At 54.9% G+C, this 22432-nt stretch carries 22 protein-coding genes and 1 pseudogene; 7 read left to right on the top strand and 16 right to left on the bottom strand.

Going from position 1 to position 22432, the window contains the following annotated elements:
- Positions 1–87: 87 nt before the first annotated feature.
- The 4 genes and pseudogenes from flgA to ACKWMY_RS16490 all read left to right on the top strand — a co-directional run.
- A complete protein-coding gene (flgA, locus tag ACKWMY_RS16475; RefSeq protein ID WP_409486626.1) occupies positions 88–744 on the top strand; it encodes a flagellar basal body P-ring formation chaperone FlgA in 657 nt (218 codons plus the stop codon).
- Between the two features lie 122 nt (positions 745–866).
- Positions 867–1178 (top strand): flagellar biosynthesis anti-sigma factor FlgM, encoded by a 312-nt coding sequence (flgM, locus tag ACKWMY_RS16480; RefSeq protein WP_024528905.1) that lies wholly within the window; start codon positions 867–869, stop codon positions 1176–1178.
- 21 nt (positions 1179–1199) lie between these two features.
- Complete coding sequence (locus ACKWMY_RS16485) at positions 1200–1634, top strand: flagella synthesis protein FlgN (protein ID WP_024528906.1); 435 nt, start codon at positions 1200–1202, stop codon at positions 1632–1634.
- A gap of 157 nt (positions 1635–1791) precedes the next feature.
- Positions 1792–1971, top strand: a pseudogene (locus ACKWMY_RS16490) (LysR family transcriptional regulator); the annotation flags it as partial.
- A gap of 10 nt (positions 1972–1981) precedes the next feature.
- Here the strand turns inward: ACKWMY_RS16490 and ACKWMY_RS16495 are convergent.
- The 15 genes from ACKWMY_RS16495 to flhD all read right to left on the bottom strand — a co-directional run bounded on the left by ACKWMY_RS16495 (position 1982) and on the right by flhD (position 18286).
- Positions 1982–2383, bottom strand: coding sequence for a flagellar protein FlhE (locus ACKWMY_RS16495; RefSeq protein ID WP_199063349.1), 402 nt, complete (start codon positions 2381–2383; stop codon positions 1982–1984).
- The gene (gene flhA, locus ACKWMY_RS16500; RefSeq protein ID WP_409486627.1) at positions 2383–4461 is read right to left on the bottom strand and encodes a flagellar biosynthesis protein FlhA; all 2079 of its coding nucleotides are present in this window, start codon (positions 4459–4461) and stop codon (positions 2383–2385) included. Before flhA ends, ACKWMY_RS16495 begins: the two co-directional genes overlap by 1 nt.
- Entirely contained in the window at positions 4454–5596 is a 1143-nt protein-coding gene (gene flhB, locus ACKWMY_RS16505; protein WP_065684263.1) for a flagellar biosynthesis protein FlhB, read from the bottom strand. Before flhB ends, flhA begins: the two co-directional genes overlap by 8 nt.
- A 153-nt stretch (positions 5597–5749) precedes the next feature.
- On the bottom strand, positions 5750–6394 hold the full coding sequence (gene cheZ / locus ACKWMY_RS16510) for a protein phosphatase CheZ (protein WP_024485789.1): 645 nt from the start codon (positions 6392–6394) through the stop codon (positions 5750–5752).
- 14 nt (positions 6395–6408) lie between these two features.
- Positions 6409–6798: a chemotaxis response regulator CheY gene (cheY, locus tag ACKWMY_RS16515; RefSeq protein WP_021180929.1), complete on the bottom strand. Its 390-nt coding sequence runs from the start codon at positions 6796–6798 to the stop codon at positions 6409–6411.
- Positions 6799–6847: 49 nt separating this feature from the next.
- On the bottom strand, positions 6848–7897 hold the full coding sequence (locus ACKWMY_RS16520; protein WP_021180928.1) for a chemotaxis response regulator protein-glutamate methylesterase: 1050 nt from the start codon (positions 7895–7897) through the stop codon (positions 6848–6850).
- Positions 7897–8769 carry a protein-glutamate O-methyltransferase CheR gene (gene cheR / locus ACKWMY_RS16525; RefSeq protein WP_199063350.1) on the bottom strand — a complete coding sequence of 291 codons (873 nt, stop codon included), beginning with the start codon at positions 8767–8769 and terminating at the stop codon, positions 7897–7899. Before cheR ends, ACKWMY_RS16520 begins: the two co-directional genes overlap by 1 nt.
- 21 nt (positions 8770–8790) lie before the next feature.
- The gene (locus tag ACKWMY_RS16530; RefSeq protein WP_074031590.1) at positions 8791–10422 is read right to left on the bottom strand and encodes a methyl-accepting chemotaxis protein; all 1632 of its coding nucleotides are present in this window, start codon (positions 10420–10422) and stop codon (positions 8791–8793) included.
- An 87-nt stretch (positions 10423–10509) separates the two neighbouring features.
- Positions 10510–12177, bottom strand: coding sequence for a methyl-accepting chemotaxis protein (locus ACKWMY_RS16535; RefSeq protein ID WP_409486628.1), 1668 nt, complete (start codon positions 12175–12177; stop codon positions 10510–10512).
- Positions 12178–12739: 562 nt separating this feature from the next.
- A complete protein-coding gene (gene cheW / locus ACKWMY_RS16540; RefSeq protein ID WP_024528913.1) occupies positions 12740–13240 on the bottom strand; it encodes a chemotaxis protein CheW in 501 nt (166 codons plus the stop codon).
- A gap of 31 nt (positions 13241–13271) precedes the next feature.
- A complete protein-coding gene (gene cheA, locus ACKWMY_RS16545) occupies positions 13272–15239 on the bottom strand; it encodes a chemotaxis protein CheA (RefSeq protein ID WP_024528914.1) in 1968 nt (655 codons plus the stop codon).
- Positions 15240–15243: 4 nt separating this feature from the next.
- The gene (motB, locus tag ACKWMY_RS16550) at positions 15244–16320 is read right to left on the bottom strand and encodes a flagellar motor protein MotB (RefSeq protein WP_024528915.1); all 1077 of its coding nucleotides are present in this window, start codon (positions 16318–16320) and stop codon (positions 15244–15246) included.
- Positions 16317–17207, bottom strand: a complete 891-nt coding sequence (gene motA / locus ACKWMY_RS16555) for a flagellar motor stator protein MotA (protein ID WP_024528916.1) — start codon at positions 17205–17207, stop codon at positions 16317–16319. Before motA ends, motB begins: the two co-directional genes overlap by 4 nt.
- Before the next feature lie 144 nt (positions 17208–17351).
- Positions 17352–17936: a flagellar transcriptional regulator FlhC gene (gene flhC / locus ACKWMY_RS16560; protein ID WP_152529929.1), complete on the bottom strand. Its 585-nt coding sequence runs from the start codon at positions 17934–17936 to the stop codon at positions 17352–17354.
- Complete coding sequence (flhD, locus tag ACKWMY_RS16565) at positions 17936–18286, bottom strand: flagellar transcriptional regulator FlhD (RefSeq protein WP_024528918.1); 351 nt, start codon at positions 18284–18286, stop codon at positions 17936–17938. Before flhD ends, flhC begins: the two co-directional genes overlap by 1 nt.
- Before the next feature lie 1359 nt (positions 18287–19645).
- Between flhD and ydgT the strand changes: the two genes are divergently transcribed.
- The 3 genes from ydgT (at position 19646) to ACKWMY_RS16580 (ending at position 21893) form a co-directional block, all read left to right on the top strand.
- Positions 19646–19861: a transcription modulator YdgT gene (gene ydgT / locus ACKWMY_RS16570; RefSeq protein WP_021180917.1), complete on the top strand. Its 216-nt coding sequence runs from the start codon at positions 19646–19648 to the stop codon at positions 19859–19861.
- A gap of 154 nt (positions 19862–20015) precedes the next feature.
- Positions 20016–20426 (top strand): universal stress protein UspC, encoded by a 411-nt coding sequence (gene uspC / locus ACKWMY_RS16575; protein WP_024528919.1) that lies wholly within the window; start codon positions 20016–20018, stop codon positions 20424–20426.
- Positions 20427–20861: 435 nt separating this feature from the next.
- Positions 20862–21893, top strand: coding sequence for an NADP-dependent oxidoreductase (locus tag ACKWMY_RS16580; RefSeq protein WP_024528920.1), 1032 nt, complete (start codon positions 20862–20864; stop codon positions 21891–21893).
- 45 nt (positions 21894–21938) lie between these two features.
- Here the strand turns inward: ACKWMY_RS16580 and sbmC are convergent, their stop codons facing one another.
- The gene (gene sbmC / locus ACKWMY_RS16585) at positions 21939–22406 is read right to left on the bottom strand and encodes a DNA gyrase inhibitor SbmC (RefSeq protein WP_074031588.1); all 468 of its coding nucleotides are present in this window, start codon (positions 22404–22406) and stop codon (positions 21939–21941) included.
- Between the last annotated feature and the right edge of the window lie 26 nt (positions 22407–22432).

Raw genomic sequence — 22432 nt, forward strand, 5'->3', positions numbered from 1 at the left:
CAAAATGCGTCGCTATTTGTCTGCTTAGCCTGCGCGCGTAACGGTTACACTTGTCCCCCTGTGGTCGCTGCGTCTGTGAGGCAAAATATGAAAAGGATCCTGCTGTTGGTCGGCTTGCTGATCGGCCTGAACGCGCACGCCGAGGGCCTGGACGGACAGGTGGAGAGCTTTATCAAGTCTCAATTTGCCACCAGTACCAACGTGACCGACGTCAAGGTGCTGGTACGCACGCCAGCAAGCCGTTGGCCGCAGTGCGAATTGCCGCAGCTTTCGATGCCTCAGAATGCTCGCAGCTGGGGTAACATCAGCATCTCGGCCCGTTGTGGCCAGGAGCGACGCTTTATTCAGGCGCAGGTGCAGGTAGCGGGACATTATCTGGTGGCAGCACGGGGGATCAGTGCTGGCAGCAAAATCACTGCCAATGATATCAAGCTGAAAACCGGCCGATTAGACACCCTGCCGGCGCGTACCCTGACCGATAACGCCAAGGCGATCGGAGCCGTCAGCCTGCGCAATATCAGCCCAGGGCAACCCTTGAACATGGTCATGCTGAGACGGGCCTGGGCGATCAAGGCCGGGCAAACGGTACAGGTGATGGCGCAGGGCGATGGATTTAATATCAGCGGCGCAGGGAAAGCGATGAATAACGCCGCCGCCGAAGACAGCGTGCGCGTGCGCATGGCCTCCGGGCAGATTGTCAGCGGCACCGCCAATGACGATGGCACAATTCGTATTACTCTATAAAAAAATAAAGCTTTGCCAATACTTGTCGATAACCAAGTCATAGCAGCATTTATCCGGCCACCAGGGCCACAGAATTGAACTCCCCGTTGCCTCGGCGACGGTGGTACAGATGGAGATTGAACATGAGTATCGATCGTACCCAACGGTTGCAACCCGTGCCCACGGTGCATCCGCGAGAAACACAGACAGACAGCACGTTGCAAGCACGTAAAAAGGTATCGACGGAAACTGCGGTCAGCGGCACCCAGGTTAAGCTGAGTGATGCACAGGCTCGCCTGATGCAGCCGGGTAGCCAAGATATCAATATGGAGCGAGTGGAAAGCATCAAGCAAGCGATCCGCAACGGCGAATTGAAGATGGATACCGGCAAGATTGCCGACGCCTTGTTACAAGACGTGCAAAGCGAATGGCAGTCCGGCGCCGATCGGGGTTAACACCAAGGGTGAGTCATTGATATGGAAAACCTGGCACAACTGCTGGATAAGCTGCTGGACACCTTGCAGGCATTAGGCACGGTGCAGACGGAGGAGCACACTTTACTGTGCTCGAAAACCTTGGCTGGCGTGGCTCTGCAACGCGTGACCGATGCTAAAAGTCAACTGCTGGCGACGGTCAATTATCTGGACCAACAGCGGCTGGAGATGGAGCGGCTGCAACACTGCCAGGCACCTTATGATGGCCAACCGCAGTTGGCGACCCGCTGGCAGCAAGTGCAACAGCAAAGCCTGCAACTGCGCGAACAGAATCACCATAACGGCATGCTGCTCAATCATCATATTGAGCACAATACGCAGGCACTGGCGATTTTAAACAAGCAAAATAAATCGCTGTACGGCCCCGATGGCCAGTCCCGCGCGGGGAGCCTGCTGGGCCGTAAGATTGGGGTTTGAGCACGGCCCCTAGCCCTCTCCCAAAAGGAGAGGGGACAGAACGTGCCACAACTCTGCTACTGAGTCTGCATCTCATACCATTCCCACAATTTCATTTGCACCTGAACTAGCGCCAGCTGGAATTGGCTCCTGTACCTAGCTGTACGAGGATCGCTTTATCGTGGTTGCCAGCCAGTTGCTGGCGCGAGATTTGTTACAACGCGGCGTATTAACCGCGCCGTTCGAGATGTCATTACCCGGTGCCCGCTATTACCTGGTTACCACGGAAGAAAACGCGCAGCGCGCCGATATCATGAAGTTGCGTGACTGGCTGTTAAGGCAAATCGCACCAGGGTGACCGCTCGTCCTCACTCATAATTCACAATCACCTGATTAGAGATCGCCCGCAGCGGAGGATTTAACGCGCCGCGAGACTGCACGTAATAAATGAAGCGGAACTCGCTGTCTGCAGGAAGACCGTTGAAGGCCTCACTACGGCCACTGCCCGCACCTAGAGGCAAGCAACGTGACGAGGTACAAAGCTGTACCTGTAATCCGGCTGGCGCACCTGCCAGCAACTGATAACGCCAGCTTACGCTGGTCACCCGAGCATCCGCCGCCGGTGGATTAGCTGGCCGCAGGCTGGGGGAAACATCACGCACGCTCCCCGTTTCCAGCGTGACGCCGCTGGCATCGGCGGCCCAAGAGCCCGACACCGCCTGCGCAGCCAAAGGAGTGAACAACACTAACAAAGGAAGGAAAGCTTTCATCAGGCGGCTCCTATGGTTGAGGTCATGCGGATCTGACGTTCGTCGTTGATTTCCAGGTTCGACAGCACCACCAACTGCGGCAAGGTACGGCGCAGGAAGCGCGCCAGCAGGGCACGTAACGCATGGTTTACCAGCAGCACCGGCGGTGCGCTGAGCATTTCCTGACGCTGCAGCGCCTGTTTGGCCTGATCCAACAAGCGGTCCGCCAGACCCGGTTCAAGACCTCCGCCCCCTTGCAGAGCCTGCAACAGCAGGCGCTCAAGCGGCGTATCCAGACCAATGACCTGGATCTCACCGTTACCAGGGAACCACTGCTGGGTGATGGCCCGCCCAAGAGCCACGCGCACCACGGAGGTCAGTTCGAAAGGATCGCTTTGCGTTGGCGCATGTTCCGCCAGCGTTTCTATAATGGTACGCATATCGCGAATCGACACTCTTTCGGCCAGCAGATTCTGTAGCACCTTGTGCAACGTGGTCAGCGAAACGACTCCTGGTACAAAATCCTCTGTCAGCTTCGGCATCTCCTGCGAGACACGATCCAACAATTGCTGGGTTTCCTGGCGGCCAAACAGCTCGCTGGCAAACTGACCAAGCAAATGGTTGAGGTGAGTGGCGACTACGGTACTGGCCTCCACCACCGTGAACCCCTGGATCTGCGCCTGTTCACGCAGTGCGCTATCGATCCACACCGCCTCCAGCCCGAAGGCCGGATCGACGGTTTTGTCACCGGCCAGCTCCCCCAGCGCATTGCCCGGATTTATCGCCAGCCAGCGCCCCGGATGTGCTTCACCGCTGCCGATCTCCACCCCTTTCATCAGAATGCGGTAACTGGCCGCCGACAGTTCAAGGTTGTCGCGAATATGCACCACCGGCGGCAGATAGCCGGTATCCTGAGCGAATTTTTTACGGATGCCACGAATACGCCCCAGCAGCTCGCCGTTTTGCTGAAAGTCCACCATGGGGATCAGGCGGTAACCGACTTCCATGCCCAACGGATCCTCCAGCTGTACATCTGACCAACTGGCCTCCACCGCCTGCGGATTTTCCTGCGGCAGCGGCGGCTCTTTGACTTTCGGCGCCTTCTGTTCACGCCCGCGTAACCGCCAGGCCAGCGCCAGCAGTGCCGCCGTGAACAGCAGGAACACCAGGTTTGGCATACCAGGAACCATCCCCAACAGCCCCAATACCCCAGCACTCAACACCATCACACGCGGATTGTTGAACAGCTGGTTGACCATCTGCTCGCCAACGTCCTCATCGGTCGCTACGCGGGTGACGATCACACCGGCCGCCGTCGAGATCACCAACGCAGGGATCTGGGCGACCAGGCCATCACCGATGGTCAGTAAGGTATAGGTTTCAGCCGCGGTACCCAACTCCATACCGTGCTGGATCACGCCGACCAACAGGCCACCCACCACGTTAATCACCATGATCATCAAGCCTGCTACCGCGTCACCGCGCACAAACTTGCTGGCACCGTCCATCGAACCGTAGAAATCCGCTTCCTGCGTCACTTCGGAACGGCGCTTTTTAGCCTCGTCTTCGCCGATCAGCCCGGCGTTCAGATCGGCATCGATCGCCATCTGTTTGCCCGGCATCCCGTCAAGGACAAAACGGGCGCCCACTTCGGCAATACGTCCGGCCCCTTTGGTGATCACCATAAAGTTGATCAGCACCAGAATGATGAACACCACGATACCAATGGCGAAGTTGCCGCCCACCAGGAAGTGACCGAACGCTTCAACCACCCGCCCCGCGGCCGCCGCGCCGGTATGCCCTTCCATCAGGATGATCCTCGTGGAAGCGACGTTCAGCGATAGGCGTAACAGGGTTGAGAACAGCAGGATGGTCGGGAAGGCGGCGAACTCCAGCGTCCGCTGGGTAAACATCGCCACCAACAGCACCATAATCGACAAGGCAATATTGAAGGTAAACAGCAGATCGAGGATAAATGCCGGTAACGGCAGCACCATCATCGACAGGATCATCAGGATCAGTATCGGGCCAGCCAGCACCTGCCACTGCGTATCTTTAAAATTACCCGGCAAACGAAGCAGGGAGGCCAAATTAGCCATCTGAGTTATTCTCTCCAGCAAAATCCAGTGCTTCAGGCACCGGTAAACGTTGAGGTTTTTTCGGGATCAGGCCACCTTCACGCTGCCAACGGCGCAGCTGGTAGACCCAGGCCAGGACCTCGGCCACGGCGGCATACAAGGTCGTGGGAATGTGTTGCCCAATCTCACTGTGACGGTATAGCGCCCGCGCCAGCGGCGGAGCTTCCAGAGTCGGGATACGGTGTTCATTCGCCAATTCACGGATACGCAAGGCGATCTCCCCAGCCCCTTTGGCAAGGACTTTTGGCGCGCTCATGTTCTTGTCGTTGTATTGCAATGCCACGGCGTAATGTGTCGGGTTGGTGACAATCACGTCGGCCTTCGGCACGTCGGACATCATGCGGCGGCGAGAGATGGCCCGCTGTTGCTGGCGAATACGCCCTTTGACATGAGGATCGCCCTCCTGCTGCTTATGTTCGTCGCGGATTTCCTGCTTGGTCATCTTCAATTTCTTGAAGTGGCTCCATAGCTGATAAAACACGTCGAAGGCCACCATCGGCACCAGCCCAAGGACGATCAGCATGCCGCAGAAGATCACAATCTGTAGCGCATTGCGCAGTGCGTCCTGCGGTTGCTGGGTGACCAGATGCAGCATCGCCGCCCAGTTGTGCCACAGGTAAAGCCCGGCTACCCAACCCACCAGCGTCGCTTTGAGAATGGCCTTCAACAACTCTGCCAGCACCTGGGTGGAGAACATCCGTTTTAATCCGGAGATCGGGTTCATGCGCTTGGCATCAAACTTAAGGCTGAAGCCTACGCCACCCAGCAGCATCGGGGCCGACAGCGCCACCAGCACCAATCCAGCGAGGATCGGCATCAGCGCCCACACCGCCTGACGCAGCAGCATGGCAAACTGGCGCAGCATCTGCTTATCGTTGCTGACCATGTTGTGATCAAAATGCAGCCCTTCCGATAACATCCTCGCCAACTGTTGCGCGATATGGCCGCCCGCTACCCACAAGATCGACAACCCCGCGATCAGCATCAGGATCGAAGTCAATTCACGCGAACGCGCAATCTGGCCCTCTTCACGCGCCTTTTCCAGCCGGTGGGGTGTGGGGGCCTCAGTTTTTTCCATATCACTGTCTTCGGCCAAGGCGAGGGTTCCCATGCGTGCGAAGAATAGAATTGCCGCCAGCATGCCAAAAAAATGCGGATTTCATTGCGGGAACAACGGCGCAAAAGGCCGGTTATTTCGGGGATGGGCTAGCGAAAAGATTTAGGGCGCAGGGTGCGCCCTAATAAATGATCAAAAACCTAGGCTGTCGAGCAGATCGTCCACCTGGGCCTGATTGGCAATTACGCCAGCCCCGTTCTGATCCAGCTGCGGGCCATTGAGCAGGCTGTCGTTCGGCCTTTTCTCTTTGGCAGGCTGATCCGGGATGTTTTCCATCAGTACCATCAGCAGCTGCTTTTCAATCTCCTGCACCACGTCCATCATGCGCTTGATCACCTGGCCGGTGAGATCCTGGAAATCCTGCGCCATCATGATCTCCAGCAACTGGGCGTTGGTGAATGCGGTGTGCTCCGGCACCCGATCCAGATACTGACGGGTATCCGTCACCAGTGAACGGGCATCTGCCAGCTCGATAGGGTTGGCAAACCACTCGTCCCAGCGCCCTTTTAGCGTATTGGCCTGCGACTCCAACTCCGCCTGACGGGGTTGTGCCGCCTCCACGCAGTTGAGCGCCCGCTCCGCCGCCTGCGCCGTCATGGTGACAACATAATCAAGACGGTCGCGCGCGTCCGGGATCGCTTCGGCAGCCTGAGCGATAGCCTGATCTAGCCCCAGCTCACGCATGCTGTCACGCAGCATGCGGGTCAGTTGACCGATGCGGGAGATGATCTCACCCGCTGTCGCTGCATCGCTGGCAGGCATTGGAATATCTCTCATCGCCCTCTCCTTTTTTACATGCCCAGTTTTTCAAAGATCTTGTTGAGCTTCTCTTCCAGCGTCGCCGCCGTGAAGGGTTTCACCACGTAACCACTGGCACCCGCCTGAGCGGCAGCAATGATGTTCTCTTTCTTGGCCTCTGCCGTCACCATCAGCACCGGCATAGATGCCAGCGCACCGTCGGCGCGGATGGTTTGCAACAGCTCGAGACCATCCATGTTCGGCATATTCCAGTCCGATACCACGAAATCGAAGCTACCGGCGCGCAGTTTGTTCAACGCATCCGCCCCGTCTTCCGCCTCTTCGACGTTGTTAAAACCCAGTTCTTTCAGCAAATTTCTGACGATGCGGCGCATGGTAGAAAAATCATCCACCACCAGAAATTTAAGGTTTTTGTCTGCCATTATTGCTCCTAAGGTTAATCATTTTTGCCCCGTGGTTAGGGGCATAACATCAAATACGCAGCGCCTGACCACCCGCGATCTGCGCCAACATGCGTTGGCTCATGCGCTCCAATTCCACCACTTCATTGACTCCGCCGGTGGCAATGGCCTCACGCGGCATGCCAAACACCACACAACTGGCTTCGTTCTGCGCCAGGGTGTACGCCCCGGCACGGTGCATTTCCAACATGCCTGCCGCACCGTCATTCCCCATGCCGGTGAGGATCACCCCCACCGCATTGCGCCCCGCAAACTGGGCCACCGAACGGAACAGCACATCAACCGAAGGACGATGCCGGTTCACCGGCGGGCCATCATGCAGCCGAACCTGATAGTTGGCACCGCTGCGCGTCAGCTCCAGATGACGATCTCCCGGCGCAATATAGGCATGACCAGGCAACACGCGCTCGCCGTCTTCGGCTTCTTTTACCGTGATCTGGCATAGCTTGTTGAGCCGCTCGGCAAACGAACGGGTAAACCCTGGCGGCATATGCTGGGTGATCAATAACGCCGGGCTGGTAGCCGGTAACGGCTGCAAGACGTGGCGGATTGCCTCGGTACCGCCGGTAGACGCCCCGATAGCGATCAGCTTCTCACTGCTCAACAACGGCGTATGGCTGAGGATCTCCGGAGCCGGTGCCGTTGAACGCTGCGGCAGGCGCGCCTTGGCTGCCGTGCGGATCTTTTCGGCAATCAGCTCGCTATAGGCCAGCATGCCTTCGCGGATCCCCAACTGCGGCTTGGTGACAAAATCCACTGCGCCCAATTCCAACGCCCGCAGGGTGATCTCCGATCCCTTTCCGGTCAACGACGACACCATCACCACCGGCATCGGCCGCAGGCGCATCAGTTTTTCCAGAAAATCCAGCCCGTCCATACGCGGCATTTCGACGTCCAGCGTCAGCACCTGCGGGTTGAATTTTTTGATCAAATCACGCGCCACCAGCGGATCGGGGGCGGTCGCCACCATCTCCATATCGGGATGGCTATTGACAATCTCGGTCATCAGCTGCCGCATCAGGGCAGAGTCGTCTACGCTTAATACGCTGATTTTATTCATTACCTCTCCTTGGTCAGGCCATACACGGTCTGCCCACGCAAGTAGAAATCCCGGCTGAGCTGGCTAAAGTTTTCGGAATGGCCAGCAAACATCAGGCCCCCCGGTTTAAGCAGCGGCACAAAGCGCCGCAAAATGCGCTCTTGTGTTTCCTTGTCAAAATAGATCATGACGTTACGGCAAAATATCGCATCAAATTGCCCCGGCAACGCCCATTCAGGGGCCAGCAGATTGAGCGGCTGGAAATGCACCTGTGCCGCCAGTTCTGGCCGAACCCGTACCAGACCATGGTGAGGCCCGGTCCCTCGCAGGAAATAACGCTGCATCTGCGCCGGTGTCAGGGTGCGCAGATCTTCCTGGCGATACACCCCCGCTTCGGCCTTTTCCAATACCTGAGTATCAATATCGCTGGCCCACACCTGCGTCCCCGTCGCCCGCTGCCCCAGCGCCTCATTCAAGGTAATGGCGATCGAGTAAGGCTCTTCACCGGTCGAGGCGGCGGTACTCCACACGGAGTAACCGTTGGGTCGCGAACGCGCATGTTCCGCCAGGATCGGGAAATGGTGCGCCTCACGGAAGAACGCCGTCAGGTTGGTGGTCAGGGCGTTGACGAATGCCTGCCACTCGGCGCTGTTGGTGTCACTTTCCAGCAGCACCAGATAACTACCAAAATCGGGTATTCCCAGCAGCCGCAGACGGCGAACCAGACGGTTGTAAACCATCTCGCGTTTGTGCTCGGCCAACACAATACCGGCACGCTGATAGATCAACTGGCTGATCCGTCGGAAATGCACATCCGACAGGGGCAGCCGTTGCACCATCTGAGTCAGTAAAGACGCAGGCTCTTTATTGGTGGGTGAAGAGGAACTACTCATAGCCCTTCACCCAATGGGTTGTTACTTGCCATACAATTCGACACTAGTTGCTTCCTTTGCCACTGATAAAACTCCGTTGTTAAGACTTTCTGATAAGGTGATGTTGTCGTCCGCCAGGCGGAATACCGCTACCGCATCGGCCAGCGTAATAGCCTGCTCTTCCAATGCCGCCGCCGCAGAGGCCGCTTGTTCCACCAGCGCGGCGTTCTGTTGCGTCACCTGATCCATCTGGGTCACGGCCTGAGTGACCTGCTCGATACCGCGGCTTTGCTCATCGGAAGCCGAGGAGATCTCGCCCATGATGTCGGTAACGCGGGTCACCGAACGCACGATATCCTTCATCGTGGCACCGGAGTTTTCGACCAACACCGACCCTTGCTTAACACGGCCGACCGATTCATCGATCAGCACTTTGATTTCTTTGGCTGCCTGGGCGCTACGCTGTGCCAGATTGCGTACCTCTGCCGCCACCACGGCAAAGCCCCGCCCTTGTTCACCCGCCCGCGCCGCTTCAACCGCCGCGTTCAATGCCAGGATATTGGTCTGGAAGGCAATGCCGTCGATCACGCTGGTAATGGCGCCAATTTTCTGCGAGCTGCTGGCAATATCGTGCATGGTGGTCACCACATCGTCGGCCATTTCCCCGCCTTTGGCCGCGGTGGCTGAGGCATCGCGCGCCAGCTTTGAGGCCTGGCGGGCGTTGTCGGCATTCTGTTTCACCGTGGCGGTTAACTGCTCCATACTGGCGGCAGATTCCTCCAGCGACGCGGCCTGCTGTTCGGTGCGGGAAGAGAGATCGTTATTACCTTCCGAAATCTCCTGTAGCCCGATCAGGATCGACTCGGCACCTTCGCGCACCGCACCCACTGTGCCAATCAACGAGTTCTGCATGCGGTGCAGGCTGGCAAACAGCTGGCTGATCTCGTTGCGGCCATACACCTGGATCGGCGCGGCCAGATCGCCGTCGGCGATACGGTCAAAGTGGCTGCGCATAATATTCAGCGGCTGAACCAGCATATTGCGCAACCACCACATGGCGCTGGCGGTCACCAGGATCAGCATCAGCACTGCGCCGCACACCAGCCAACCGGCCAGCGTGAAGGAACGCTGGTTGGCCGCATTGGCCTGGGCGATATTTTCGTTGACCAGTTGCAGGTACTGGACGAAGTCGGCTTCGAACAGGTCCTGCATTTTCTGCGTGGGTTGATCCATAAAGCCCTGCAGGTTGCCACCTTCCAGGAAGACGACTAACTCACGCAACGCACCGCGTAGCCGCTCATAGCTGGCTTGTGTGGTTTCTGTCAGTTGCTGCTCCTGGTCGCTGTTACGGGAAACGGCCAGGAACTGATTAAAATAGAGATCGGCTTTCTGCAACGAACTGCGGGCGTTGCCCATCAGAGCATCGACCTGCTCTTGCGGCAATTTCAACGCTGCACGGGTGCCGGCCCGGTTCAAGGTGTTGCGCGCCTGTAGCAGGGAAACCCAGCTCAGGCTGAGAGCATCACGCTGCTGGCTACCCAGACTAATCAGATTAAGATTTTGGTTATCGGAGCGGGAAGCGGTATACGACAAGCCGGTGCTAACCAGTTGCATCAGGCAAAAGGTCAGCAGTAATAAAAACAGACTGGTAGAGATACGGACTCGGTTAAACACGATAAACCTCCAGGTAGCCGCGGGTTAACACGGCTTAGGACGGAAAAAAGGGCCACGCCTTCACGGAAGAACGCAGCCCAATGCCGGTTAGAACGTTTCCCAGTTCTCCTGCGGATCGCTGGCGCTCATTTTTTTATGATTGATTACCGGGGTAACGACTTTACTGTTGGCGGATGACTTGAACTCGTTTTGGCCTTCCGCTTTCAGTCGGAATACCGCAACGGACTGGGTCAGGCGGCTGGCCTGCTCTTCCAGAGCTGCCGCCGCAGAGGCCGATTCTTCAACCAAAGAGGCGTTTTGTTGGGTGACACGATCCATTTCTGCTACCGCCTGGCCAACCTGATCGATACCACGGCTTTGTTCGTCGGAGGCCGAAGCGATTTCACCCATGATATCGGTAACGCGGGTGACGGCATTGACGATATCGCCCATGGTTTCACCGGCGCTTTCCACCAGCACCGAGCCCATATCAACACGGCTAACCGAGTCTTCAATCAGGCCTTTGATCTCTTTGGCTGCCTGCGCGCTGCGGCTTGCCAGGTTACGTACCTCACCGGCCACCACGGCAAAGCCACGGCCCTGTTCACCGGCACGAGCAGCTTCTACTGCCGCATTCAGCGCCAGGATATTGGTCTGGAAGGCGATGCCATCGATCACGCTGGTGATATCGGCAATTTTCTGCGAGCTGCCAGCGATGTCGTGCATGGTTTGCACTACGTTGGCGACCACTTTGCCGCCTTTCTGCGCGGTTTCTGAGGCGCTCAACGCCAGTTGGCTGGCCTGACGGGCATTTTCGGCGTTCTGTTTCACCGTCGCGGTCAACTGCTCCATGCTGGCGGCGGTTTCTTCCAACGAGGCGGCCTGCTGTTCGGTACGGGAAGAGAGATCGTTGTTACCTGCTGCAATCTCGGAAGCACCGCTGTAGATGGCATCGGCCCCCTGACGCACGCCGCTGACGGTGTCGATCAGTTCGCCTTGCATATGCCGGAGGCTGGCTGCCAACACGCCCATTTCGTTGCGGCTATTGACGTCGATCTGGTGAGTCAGATCGCCTGCGGCGATCAGTTTGATGTGCTCAATCATACGGTTGAGTGGGCGCACCAGAATATGGTGGATGCCGAACCAGACCATAGCGATCACCGTAACCACCAGTACCAGCACCACGCCCAGAGTCCAAACGGCGAATTCGAAAGAGCTGTCGCCATCTTCGACCGCGATCTGGTATAGCTTGTCGTTCTGAGTCAGGTAGCGGTTATAGAGCTGTTCAAATTCAGTCTGATAACGCTGAGTGGGCTGTTCAAAGAAGGCATCCAGCTTGCCGTCACCCAACAGCGGGATCAGTTCCGACAGTGCAGTGTGCAAAGTGGTATAACGCTGCTTGAGTTCATCTGCCGCTGCGGCATCCTGGCGAGCATCCAGAGGGATTTTCTCATAGGCAGCGTAGTGCTGTTCCGCCATGCTCAAGGTGTTTTTCGCCGAGACCAGCAGTTCATCAACGGTGGCACCGGTGCCCGCTTTATTGAGGTCCATCATGTAGCGGATACCGGCACGATTGAGGGTATTGCGGGTTTGCAGCAGGTTTACCCAGCTTTCATTCAGTTCAGACTGCTGCTGTCGGATAGTTTGCAGTACGGTAAAATTTTCTTTGTTATCTTTCAGCGAAGTGAAAAACAGCCCACCGGAAACCAGCTGCAAGGCACCGAATAACACTAGCACCAGCAATAAGCTGGTGACCACCTTCATACGATTAAACATTTTTACCCTTCTTGGAAGCCCGCACAGACAAGCGCTGTGTACGTTAACTGTCTGGGTTATCGGCGTGGCAGAAGAGAACTTTAAGAAAAATCTGTAACTATTTTTTTGTATTGTGCGGGGGGTAAGATTTTAGCTCGGCGAAGGGATGGCCCCTCACCCTAACCCTCTCCCACAGGGAGAGGGAACAGAACGTGCAACTGATTAGTACCGTATGCGTCCTTCACGTCATCCCGATCACAGCTTTCCCAAAGGGCAAAGGAAACGAAAGTACCACTGATTAACTACAGCCAATGTCGCACGTTTTACAGATTAGCTTCTGCACCTGAACACAGCGCCATACCAGCGCCCTCTCCCTGTGGAAGAAGGAACAGAACGTGCGACTGATTAACTACAGCCAATATCGCACGTTTTACAGATTAGCTTCTGCACCTGAACACAGCGCCGTACCAGCTCCCTCTCCCTGTGGGAGAGGGTTGGGGTGAGGGGAACTGACGCCAATACGCCTCACCAGTTACACCATCACACACAGCAACTTAGTCAATCAGCGGTGCATTTAAGACAATCAGGCGCTTTTTGCTACGTTGTCTACCAGCGACATCTCTTCGCTGCTCAGCAGCTTTTCGATATCCACCAGGATCAGCATACGTTCACCGAGCGATCCCAGACCGGTGAGATATTCCGTTGCCAGCGTGACCGCAAACTCGGGGGCCGGGCGGATCTGATCCGCCGTTAACGACAGCACATCAGACACGCCATCCACCACGATCCCCACCACCCGCTGGCCAAAGTTCAGCACGATCACCACGGTGTTTTCATCATAAGAGACGTCCTGCTGGGCAAACTTCACGCGCAGATCGATAATCGGCACGATCACCCCACGCAGATTGGTCACGCCCTTGATAAACGCCGGGGTATTGGCGATACGCGTTACCTGATCGTAACCGCGGATCTCCTGAACCTTGAGGATATCAATGCCATACTCTTCGTTACCCAAGGTAAAAATCAGGAACTCCTGACCTACCGTTTCGCCCGCCAGTTTGCTGACGGCTGCCAGTCCTGCCATTTCGATCACCTTTAAATCAGTCGGTTAATAATTATGCGGCAGCGTCCGTCAGACGCTTTTCCCGGTTCAGCGTTTGCAGCGCCGATACATCTACAATCAGCGCCACGCTGCCATCCCCCAGAATGGTTGCGGCGGAAATCCCCGGCACCTTGCGATAATTGCTTTCCAGATTTTTCACCACCACCTGGTGCTGACCGATCAACTGATCGACCAGCAGCGCATAGCGACGGCCTGCACTTTGCAAAATCACCACGATACCCTGGGTGGCTTCGGTTTTGGCTCCGTCAACCTCAAACACCCTATACAGCTCAACCAACGGTAGATATTCGCCGCGAACCTGAAGCACACGCTCCCCACCGGCCAGCGGATGCAAATCCTCGGCCTGCGGTTGCAATGACTCCATCACGGCATTCAATGGCAGAATGAACACTTCCTCATTCACCTTGACCGACATGCCGTCAAGAATGGCCAGCGTCAGCGGCAGTAAAATGCGGATTGAGGTGCCTTTCCCGGCCTGGAAATGGATTTCGACATGGCCCCCCATCTCCTGAATATTTCGCTTCACCACGTCCATGCCCACTCCGCGCCCGGAGACGTCGGTCACCTGCTCAGCGGTGGAGAAACCCGGGGCAAAGATCAACATGCCGACCTCTTCATCGCTCATGTTGTCACTCACCGCCAGCCCCTGTGAGGCAGCCTTGGCGAGAATTTTCTGGCGGTTGAGACCAGCACCGTCATCGGTGACTTCAATGCAGATATTGCCGCCCTGATGTTCGGCGGACAGGATCAGATTACCGACTTCGGCCTTACCGGCGGCCAGGCGCGCAGCAGGTTCTTCAATACCGTGATCCAGGCTGTTGCGCACCAGATGTGTCAACGGATCGATAATGCGTTCAATCAGGCTCTTGTCCAGTTCGGTAGAGCTGCCCCGTAGCGTCAACTCCACCTGCTTGTCCAGCTTACTGGCCAGATCGCGCACCAGACGTGGGAAACGGCTGAAAACGTACTCCATCGGCATCATGCGGATCGACATCACCGACTCTTGCAGGTCGCGAGCGTTACGCTCCAACTGGCTCATGCTGTTAAGCAGATCGCCGTGGTTGACCGGATCCAGGGAGCCTGAACGCTGGGCCAACATCGACTGAGTGATCACCAACTCACCCACCAGGTTGATCAGTTGATCGACCTTTTCTACCGCCACGCGGATGCTAGTGGACTCGCTAGCCTTGGCTTTGGGCTTCGGCGCTTCTGCCGCCGGAGCAGGCGCGGTGGGTGTAGCAACGGCCACGGGTTCCGGCGTGCTAACTTTCGCCACGGCCTTCGGCGGTGTGGAAAAGGCAATCTGCTCCGGTTCCAACACAAAGCACAGCACCGCGCTGATATCCTCCTCACTGGCAGAAGTCAGTAAAGTCACCTCCAGGCTGCTCTCGGTCTGCTGCGGGTTTTCCACCTCGCCCAAATTGCCCAACTCTTCCAGCATCAGAGGAATTTCATTTGGCTTCAGGCCGCTCAGGCTGATCCGCATCCCGCCTTCGATCGCGGCCGGAGCAGCGGCATGAACCACCGGTGAGGTTACCGTTACCGCCGCCGCAGGAGCATCCTGCTGTTGCGCTTCCAAAGCCAACTGCCGCAATGCCTGACAAATATACTCAAAGCTCTCGCTATCAGGCTGTTGCGACGTTTTATAGGCGTCCAGTTGCTCCTGCATAATGTCTTTGGTTTCCAGAAACAGGTTGATAATTTCAGTGCTCAGGCTCATTTCCTGACGCCGGGCACCGTCCAGCAAATTCTCCAGCAGGTGGGTAGTTTCCTGCAGAACGCTAAAGCCGAAGGTGGCCGCCCCACCCTTGATCGAATGGGCAGCGCGGAAAATCGCGTTCAGTGTTTCAATATCCGGGGCCAGCGGGTCCAGCTCCAACAGATGTTGCTCCATATCGGCCAGCAGCTCGTCTGCCTCATCAAAAAAGGTCTGATAAAAAGCGCTAATGTCCATGCTCACGGGGTCACCTCTGCTGTGAGTCGCTGTTAGTCGGTGAAGTGGCGGAAGGTGCCGCCGGAATAGCCGCTGTCGGCCCGGTGTCTGCGGCTTTCACCGCTGCCGGAGGTTGCTCTGACGTCCCCTGCGTTGCCGGCAGTTCGGCGGTTGGAGCAGGTGACGACGGCGGTAACTCTGGTGTCGCTATAGCCGGTGCCGTCGCCTGCGGAGCCAGCTGCTTCAGGCCTTCCGGCTGGTCGATTTCCGTAGCGCTGCTCTCCGCATTCTCGTGTTCTATCCCCTGCTGGGTTGCTTTGTTCAGCACCAGAATGGTGATCCGCCGGTTAACGGCATCATCACCGCCGTGCTGTTTCAGGTTCATGGTCGAGGCCATCCCAACCACCCGCAATACTTTGCCTTCGGCCAAACCACCGGCGATCAGTTCACGCCGTGAGGCATTGGCACGATCGGCGGACAGTTCCCAGTTGCTGTAATAACGCTCACCGGTAGCATAAGGCAGATCGTCGGTATGGCCCGACAGGCTGATTTTGTTAGACAATCCATTGAGGATCGGCGCTATCCCGCGCAGGATATCGCGCATATAGCTTTCCACCTGTGCGCTACCGGTCTTGAACATAGGCCGGTTCTGGCTATCGATAATTTGAATGCGTAATCCTTCGTCCATCATGTTGATCAGCAAATGTGGCCGCAGCGCTTTCAGGCGCGGGTCCGACTCAATCAGCTCATCGAGTTTCTCGCGCAGCTTGTTCAGGCGCAGCTCTTCCGCACGCTTTTCCGGTGAATCCATCTGCTTTTTGACCAACCCTTGCTGCTGGGTTGGGTCGTCCCCACCGCCTGGGATTGGGCTGCTTTCCGAGCTGCTCTTGTCGCCGCTGGTTAGCGCCACCTTCAATGGGGTACGGAAATATTCGGCTATCTGCGTCAACTCCTGCGGGCTGGCAATCGCCAGCAACCACATCACCAGAAAAAATGCCATCATCGCCGTCATAAAATCGGCATAGGCAATCTTCCAGGAGCCGCCGTGATGACCGGCATGATGGGCTTTGCGTTTTCTGACCAGAATAACCGGGTGATTCTGTTTCATGCGTCCTGCTCTTCCGTCGCCTGCTGTGCCGGAGCTTTCACCTTACGCACATGCTCTTCCAACTCAACGAAGGAGGGGCGCTCCGTGGTGTACAACGTTTTACGGCCAAACTCGACCGCGATCTGTGGAGCATAACCATTCAAACTCGACAGTAAGGTGACCTTGATGCACTGCATCATCTTGGTGGTTTCGGCACTCTTCTGGCGCAGCAACGTGGCCAGCGGCGAGATGAACCCATAGGCCAACAGAATGCCGAGGAAGGTGCCCACCATCGCATTAGCGATCAGTGCCCCCAATTCCGCCGCAGGCCGGTCAGCCGAAGCAAGCGCGTGCACTACCCCCATCACGGCGGCCACGATGCCGAAAGCCGGCAACGAATCGCCGACCATCGCCAGGCTCCCAGCGGGTACCTCGCTCTCCTGTTCGAAGGTTTCGATCTCTTCATCCATCAACGCTTCGATCTCAAAGGCGTTCATATTGCCGCTCACCATGAGCCGCAAGTAGTCGGTAATAAATTCCACCAAATGGTTATCGGCAAGAATGCGCGGATAATTAGAGAAAATTTCGCTTTCCTGCGGATTATCGATATCAAACTCAAGCGACAACATGCCCTGCTGGCGGGATTTGGCCATTAGCCGATACAGCAGCGCCATCAGATCCATATACAGTTCTTTGTTGTATTTTGAGCGGCGCATCAGCTTGGGAAGAGCGCGCAGCGTGGATTTGATCGCTTTACCGTTGTTGCCGACGATAAAGGCCCCCACACCGGCCCCCCCGATGATCAAAAATTCGGCAGGCTGATAGAGCGCACCGAGGTGCCCCCCGACAATCATATAGCCGCCAAACACGGTTCCCAGAACCACGAGATAACCCAAAATAACTAGCACACGTATTCCTTAAATTCACAATGTGGATGGAAGGTGAGTCAACGCGGATGAAATTCGGCTACAGCACGGGCCGCACCAAAGGGCTCGGAGTACCGAGCCCTTGAGTTTCACCAGTCTGTCTTGTTGCTTAGCCTGCAAACAGGCTCAGACCACGCGTTTAACCTGCTCGTCCAGCAGTTGTGGAATAATATCGGCCAGTTGCGGAGAAAGTTTACGTCTTTTTACTGCGCGGGATGGGGGTTGGCATAAACTGCAGACAAAACTGTTAAGCGGCTGGTGCGCATGGGTGATAAACGTCCCACCACAGCAACTGCAAGCGGAAAGCTGTAACATACCGCTGTCGACAAAACGCACCAGCGTCCAGGCCCGAGTCAGCGCCAGCAACGGGGGTTCGCCTGGCTGCTGCGGACACTGTTCCAAATACAGTCGATAGGCTTTGACCACGGCTTCAACCCCGTGGCACTGACCGCATTTGAGCAGGAACTGATAAGCATTGAAAAACATCGACGAGTGGATGTTTTGCTCCCAGGTCATGAACCAGTCGGTCGAGAATGGCAGCATGCCTTTGGGCGGCGGACTGCCGCGTAATTCTTTGTACAGTTTGATCAATCGCCCACGGCTAAGCTGCGTTTCGCTCTCCAACATCTGCAAACGCGCGCCCAGCGTGATCAGTTCCATGGCGAGTTGAATGTCCTTGGCTTCCTGAACAATACTTTTCTCACTCATCATCAGGCTCTTTTCTTCGTCACACTACCGCCTTTACCCGATAGTTCTTTGAGTAAATGGCTCGATAGCAAAATGCCGGTGTGGATCTGTTGCAGATCGTCCACGCGGGATTCTTTCGTCAGACGCTCGATAGTATTGTGGTCGTCGAAACGGAAGTGGCAAACCAGTTGATTAGTTTCTGCCAGTTTTACCATTTGTGGCAACGTGAGCTGCGACAGCGCATCCGCCATCGAGTTATCAATACCCAGACGAAACATTGCCGACGCTTTTTCATCGTTAATCAGACGCTGTGCCAGAAGCAAATATGACAAGTTAATGTCATAAATATGTTTAAGTAGTTCAGACGTACCCATATTCCCATCCCGACAGACTATGTTTAAAAACATACGCTGGGTGATAAATTATCGCCCATGACTTGGGTTCATTCCCAAAGTTGGCAAACAAATCCCTGTACGCCAGCCGCGATAACTGCGCGACTATACACATTTCGGGTTGTTACTCAGTATTTGATATACATGTAATCACATGTATGGATATACAGCATCCTGCTTCAAAAGTGTGTTTTTCGTAAGACTATTTTTACAAAAATAATAAGATTAATCTTAATAACAGCGCAACTCTACCCCTGATCACTTAGCCCACACAACGTAAGTGACACGCAATTTTAAAAACAATGTGACACACATCACAAAAATAAAAAATATCCAGCTTAAAAAGGCCAAAATGTGACCATTTATTAACCTCTGAGCTGTGCAATAAACACACTAAAGTAAGAAAAGGTCTTAAAAACCAGCTTTTATAGCCTAAAAACACCAATTTTTAGATCAATTCGAACAAAAGCTTAACTAAAGCCAAATCGCAGAGAAAAAATCTGCCACCCCGCCACCATGGCAGATTAAAATTCTGTTTATCATTTAAAACCAGTTCCTTATGAATAAAATTACCCACTATCCTCCCCTCGACTGAAAAGTCAGATTTAACTTGGGTGGCTGTTTCAATTTTCGACAGAGCAGATCCTGTGGTTAAAAGGCGCAGTATTATGGGCTTAACAAGTTAATAGAAGTAACAATGTGTTTCGTAGTGAGGGGGGCGGGAAGAACGTCGTTAGGGGCGAGTCAAAAAATTAATGTCAACTCGCCTTGGTCAGTAAGGAAAGCAGCAAATTAATTTTTACTTAGCACTTTAATTATTATTTAGGGCATCCGAACTATTATATGGAAAATTCCTAATCCCAGTGACGTCGTTCAAAAAGTGCATTAGGTCATCCATGCTTTATTTTTTGGCTATTTTTTCAGCGTTGGAGAGATTATGCTTGAGCCGGACATCTCTTCAGCAAAATTTTTGAATGTTTACCATGCAAATACATCGAGTATCCACTTTACGGCGTTGCCGCCAAAACCACTCCCGTTATCATTTGCTTTGCCATAGCCAAAGAAGCGCAGAGCTATGCTGGCAAACTTTCCCCCAGAGCCAATAAGGTAAGATTCCCCCTAATTGATAGTTTATCTGTCGAGATATATTGCCCAGACGCTCGGCACATATTATCATTCGGTAGTGCCTCCCCCCTGGCAAGGGTATTTTGGCTACGCGAGTTCCATTTACTCACTTTTCTTTTATTTTGCCTGGCGACATCTCTTCATCTTATCGCGATTTCTGCGAACATGTGAGATTCTCTTTCCGCTTTAATACTATTAATAGGCTATGCTTCAACTATGACAAGTACCATCGATTATCTGATGACGTTTCGCAAATGTTCCAGCCTGGACAGCCTGGAAAAAGTCTACGACAAGCTGAATTACTCACTGACGGATGACAATGAAATGAGCAACATGTACCGTGCTGCGGATCATCGCCGTGCGGAACTGGTCTCTGGCAAACTGTTCGACTTGGGTAAAGTGCCAAAGTCACTCTGGGCGCAGGTGCTTTAATCCCCCAGATCGTTATGCGCGCATCTTTTTATCTTTTATGGCGGAATCTCTTCCTTGCCCTGAGATTTAGCGTTGCGCGTGATACAAACCACATTTATTGCGCAGGCATTGCTCTACCCTTTTAGCACACACACTCAGGCAACGGGAGTAGAACATGGGATATCGCAACGTGCTGGTTACGGTGGCGGTCGCAGCGGACAGCCAGAGGCTGGTAGAGAAAGCCGTCTCCATCGTGCGCCCCTGTGATGGAAAAATCACGCTAGTCAGTATCATTGCCAATACAGAGATTTTCCCCGCCCCCATGCTGGGCGACCTACGTGCGTTGATGGAGGAAGAGACGCTGCTGTTTATGGAAGAGCTGTGCCTACGGGCAAACTATCCCAATATCGCAACGCGGATCATTCACGGCGAGTTGGGTGACTGCCTGACCTACGCCAACCAGAAGCAACCCTTTGATCTGGTCATCTGCGGCAACCATAGCGATAGCATGATGAATAAGGTAGCCTGCTCTGCCGCACGCTTTATCAATAGCAGCAGCATTGACGTGCTGATCGTTCCGCTATAACACACACTCATGACTTCCAGTTTCCAATTCAAGGCGTAACTCTTTTTTCTAGATGCAAATTAAGAAGCTCGTTAGAAATACCTGATCGCCAACGAAGTATCGCTTATGCTACAGCCTAACCTTAATACTATCGCCAACGTCCCTATATGACATCGGAATTTTCGCAAGACCATCAATATACCCAACATTAAATATCACTGCCAGTTATGGTTTAACATTATATTTTTGGCGTTATTTTTCTTCACGATATAAGAAAGCTCAACGAACACTCAGTCACCGCAAATATTACGCAATATTTTTCAACAAGGGCTCCCACCATACTTATTACGTTTTCGCGTACATGCGCACACAACGCTATTTTCCACTACGGCAGATTAACTAGACTAACCTGTACCTGAACCCCATTAGTTCAACACCGTCGCCAAGGAGTCATCGATGTCTCAGCAAACGCATCATCGTCGTTTTGTTTTAGCTTCACGCCCGCACGGGGAACCGCAGGCAGACAATTTCCGTCTGGAAACCAACCCCATCCCACAGCCCGCTGCCGGACAACTGTTGCTGCGCACGGTTTACCTTTCATTAGATCCCTATATGCGTGGCCGTATGAGCGATGCACCCTCTTATGCTCCCCCGGTACAGATAGGTGAAGTGATGGTCGGCGGCACCGTATCCCGCGTGCAGGCTTCACAACATCCAGACTTTAACGTTGGAGATTGGGTGCTAGGCTACGACGGGTGGCAAAGCCATGCGTTGTCAGACGGCAGCGGCCTGCGCAATCTGGGCGCCAAGCTGGATCACCCTTCCAGGCTCCTTGGCGTGTTAGGTATGCCAGGTTTTACCGCCTATATGGGGTTGCTGGATATCGGTCAGCCACAGGCAGGCGAAACCTTGGTGGTCGCGGCAGCCAGCGGAGCCGTAGGTTCCGTGGTAGGTCAAATTGCCAAGTTGAAAGGATGCCGCGTAGTGGGCGTGGCAGGCGGCGCAGAGAAATGCCGCTATGTGGTGGAAGAACTGGGATTTGATGCCTGTATCGATCACCACTCGGCCGACTTTGCAGCTCAGTTGGCGGCAGCCTGCCCCCAGGGCATTGATATTTACTATGAAAACGTCGGCGGCGCGGTATTCGATGCGGTTATTCCTTTACTCAATACCAAGGCACGTATCCCCGTCTGTGGCATGATCGCCCACTACAGCGCGACCGAGTTACCACCAGGCCCAGATCGCTTGCCGTTGTTACAAAGCCTGATCCTGCGCAAACGCATCAAGATGCAGGGTTTTATCATCTTCGATGATTACGCAGAAAACTTCGGCGAGTTTCTACAACAGATGGGGGAATGGGTCAGCCAGGGCAAGATCAAATTCCGCGAGGACGTTGTCGACGGGTTAGAAAATGCCCCTCAGGCCTTTTTCGGGCTGCTGAAAGGGAAAAACTTCGGCAAGCTGATTATCCGCGTCGCCGAGGAGTGATCCTCTAATCAGGGCGCTGTGCGCCCTGAACCCTTTACGCAGCCTTCAGAATTTGGTTACCGACTGGCAAATCTCCAGATCAAAGTAGCCATCAGCCACGCAATCATTGAGATAATGTTCATAGCAAACACCCTCAGACGGCCGATAGCCACTGGCGGGTAATAGCTGCTGGTAAAAATTACGCCAGGGGGTAGCGAAATCCCCATCGGTGATCCGCACCCGGTAAACGGCGTACTCCCCTGCCGGCAGGGTTTGTATCACCATTTTTTCACTGCCGGCAGGTAGCACAAAATCATCGGCAACGGTAAACACCACGTCGGCACGCAGGTTTTCCGCTGCGACCTGGTTCGGATCGTCCCAATAGAGTACCAGCCATTTCCCCACGGGAATGCCTTGCCGTTGTTGCCAGGCCATCAGTTGCTGAAAACCCAGTGGGACTGATTGCGCATAAGGCCCCACAACCCGCACGCCAACGGCCTTTTCTGCCGGTTTTTGCTCAATGCTTACCGCCATTGTCATCACTCCTCTCGCTTATGTCC

Source organism: Serratia sp. J2 (genome assembly GCF_046269175.1).
GTDB classification, from domain to species: domain Bacteria; phylum Pseudomonadota; class Gammaproteobacteria; order Enterobacterales; family Enterobacteriaceae; genus Chania; species Chania fonticola_C.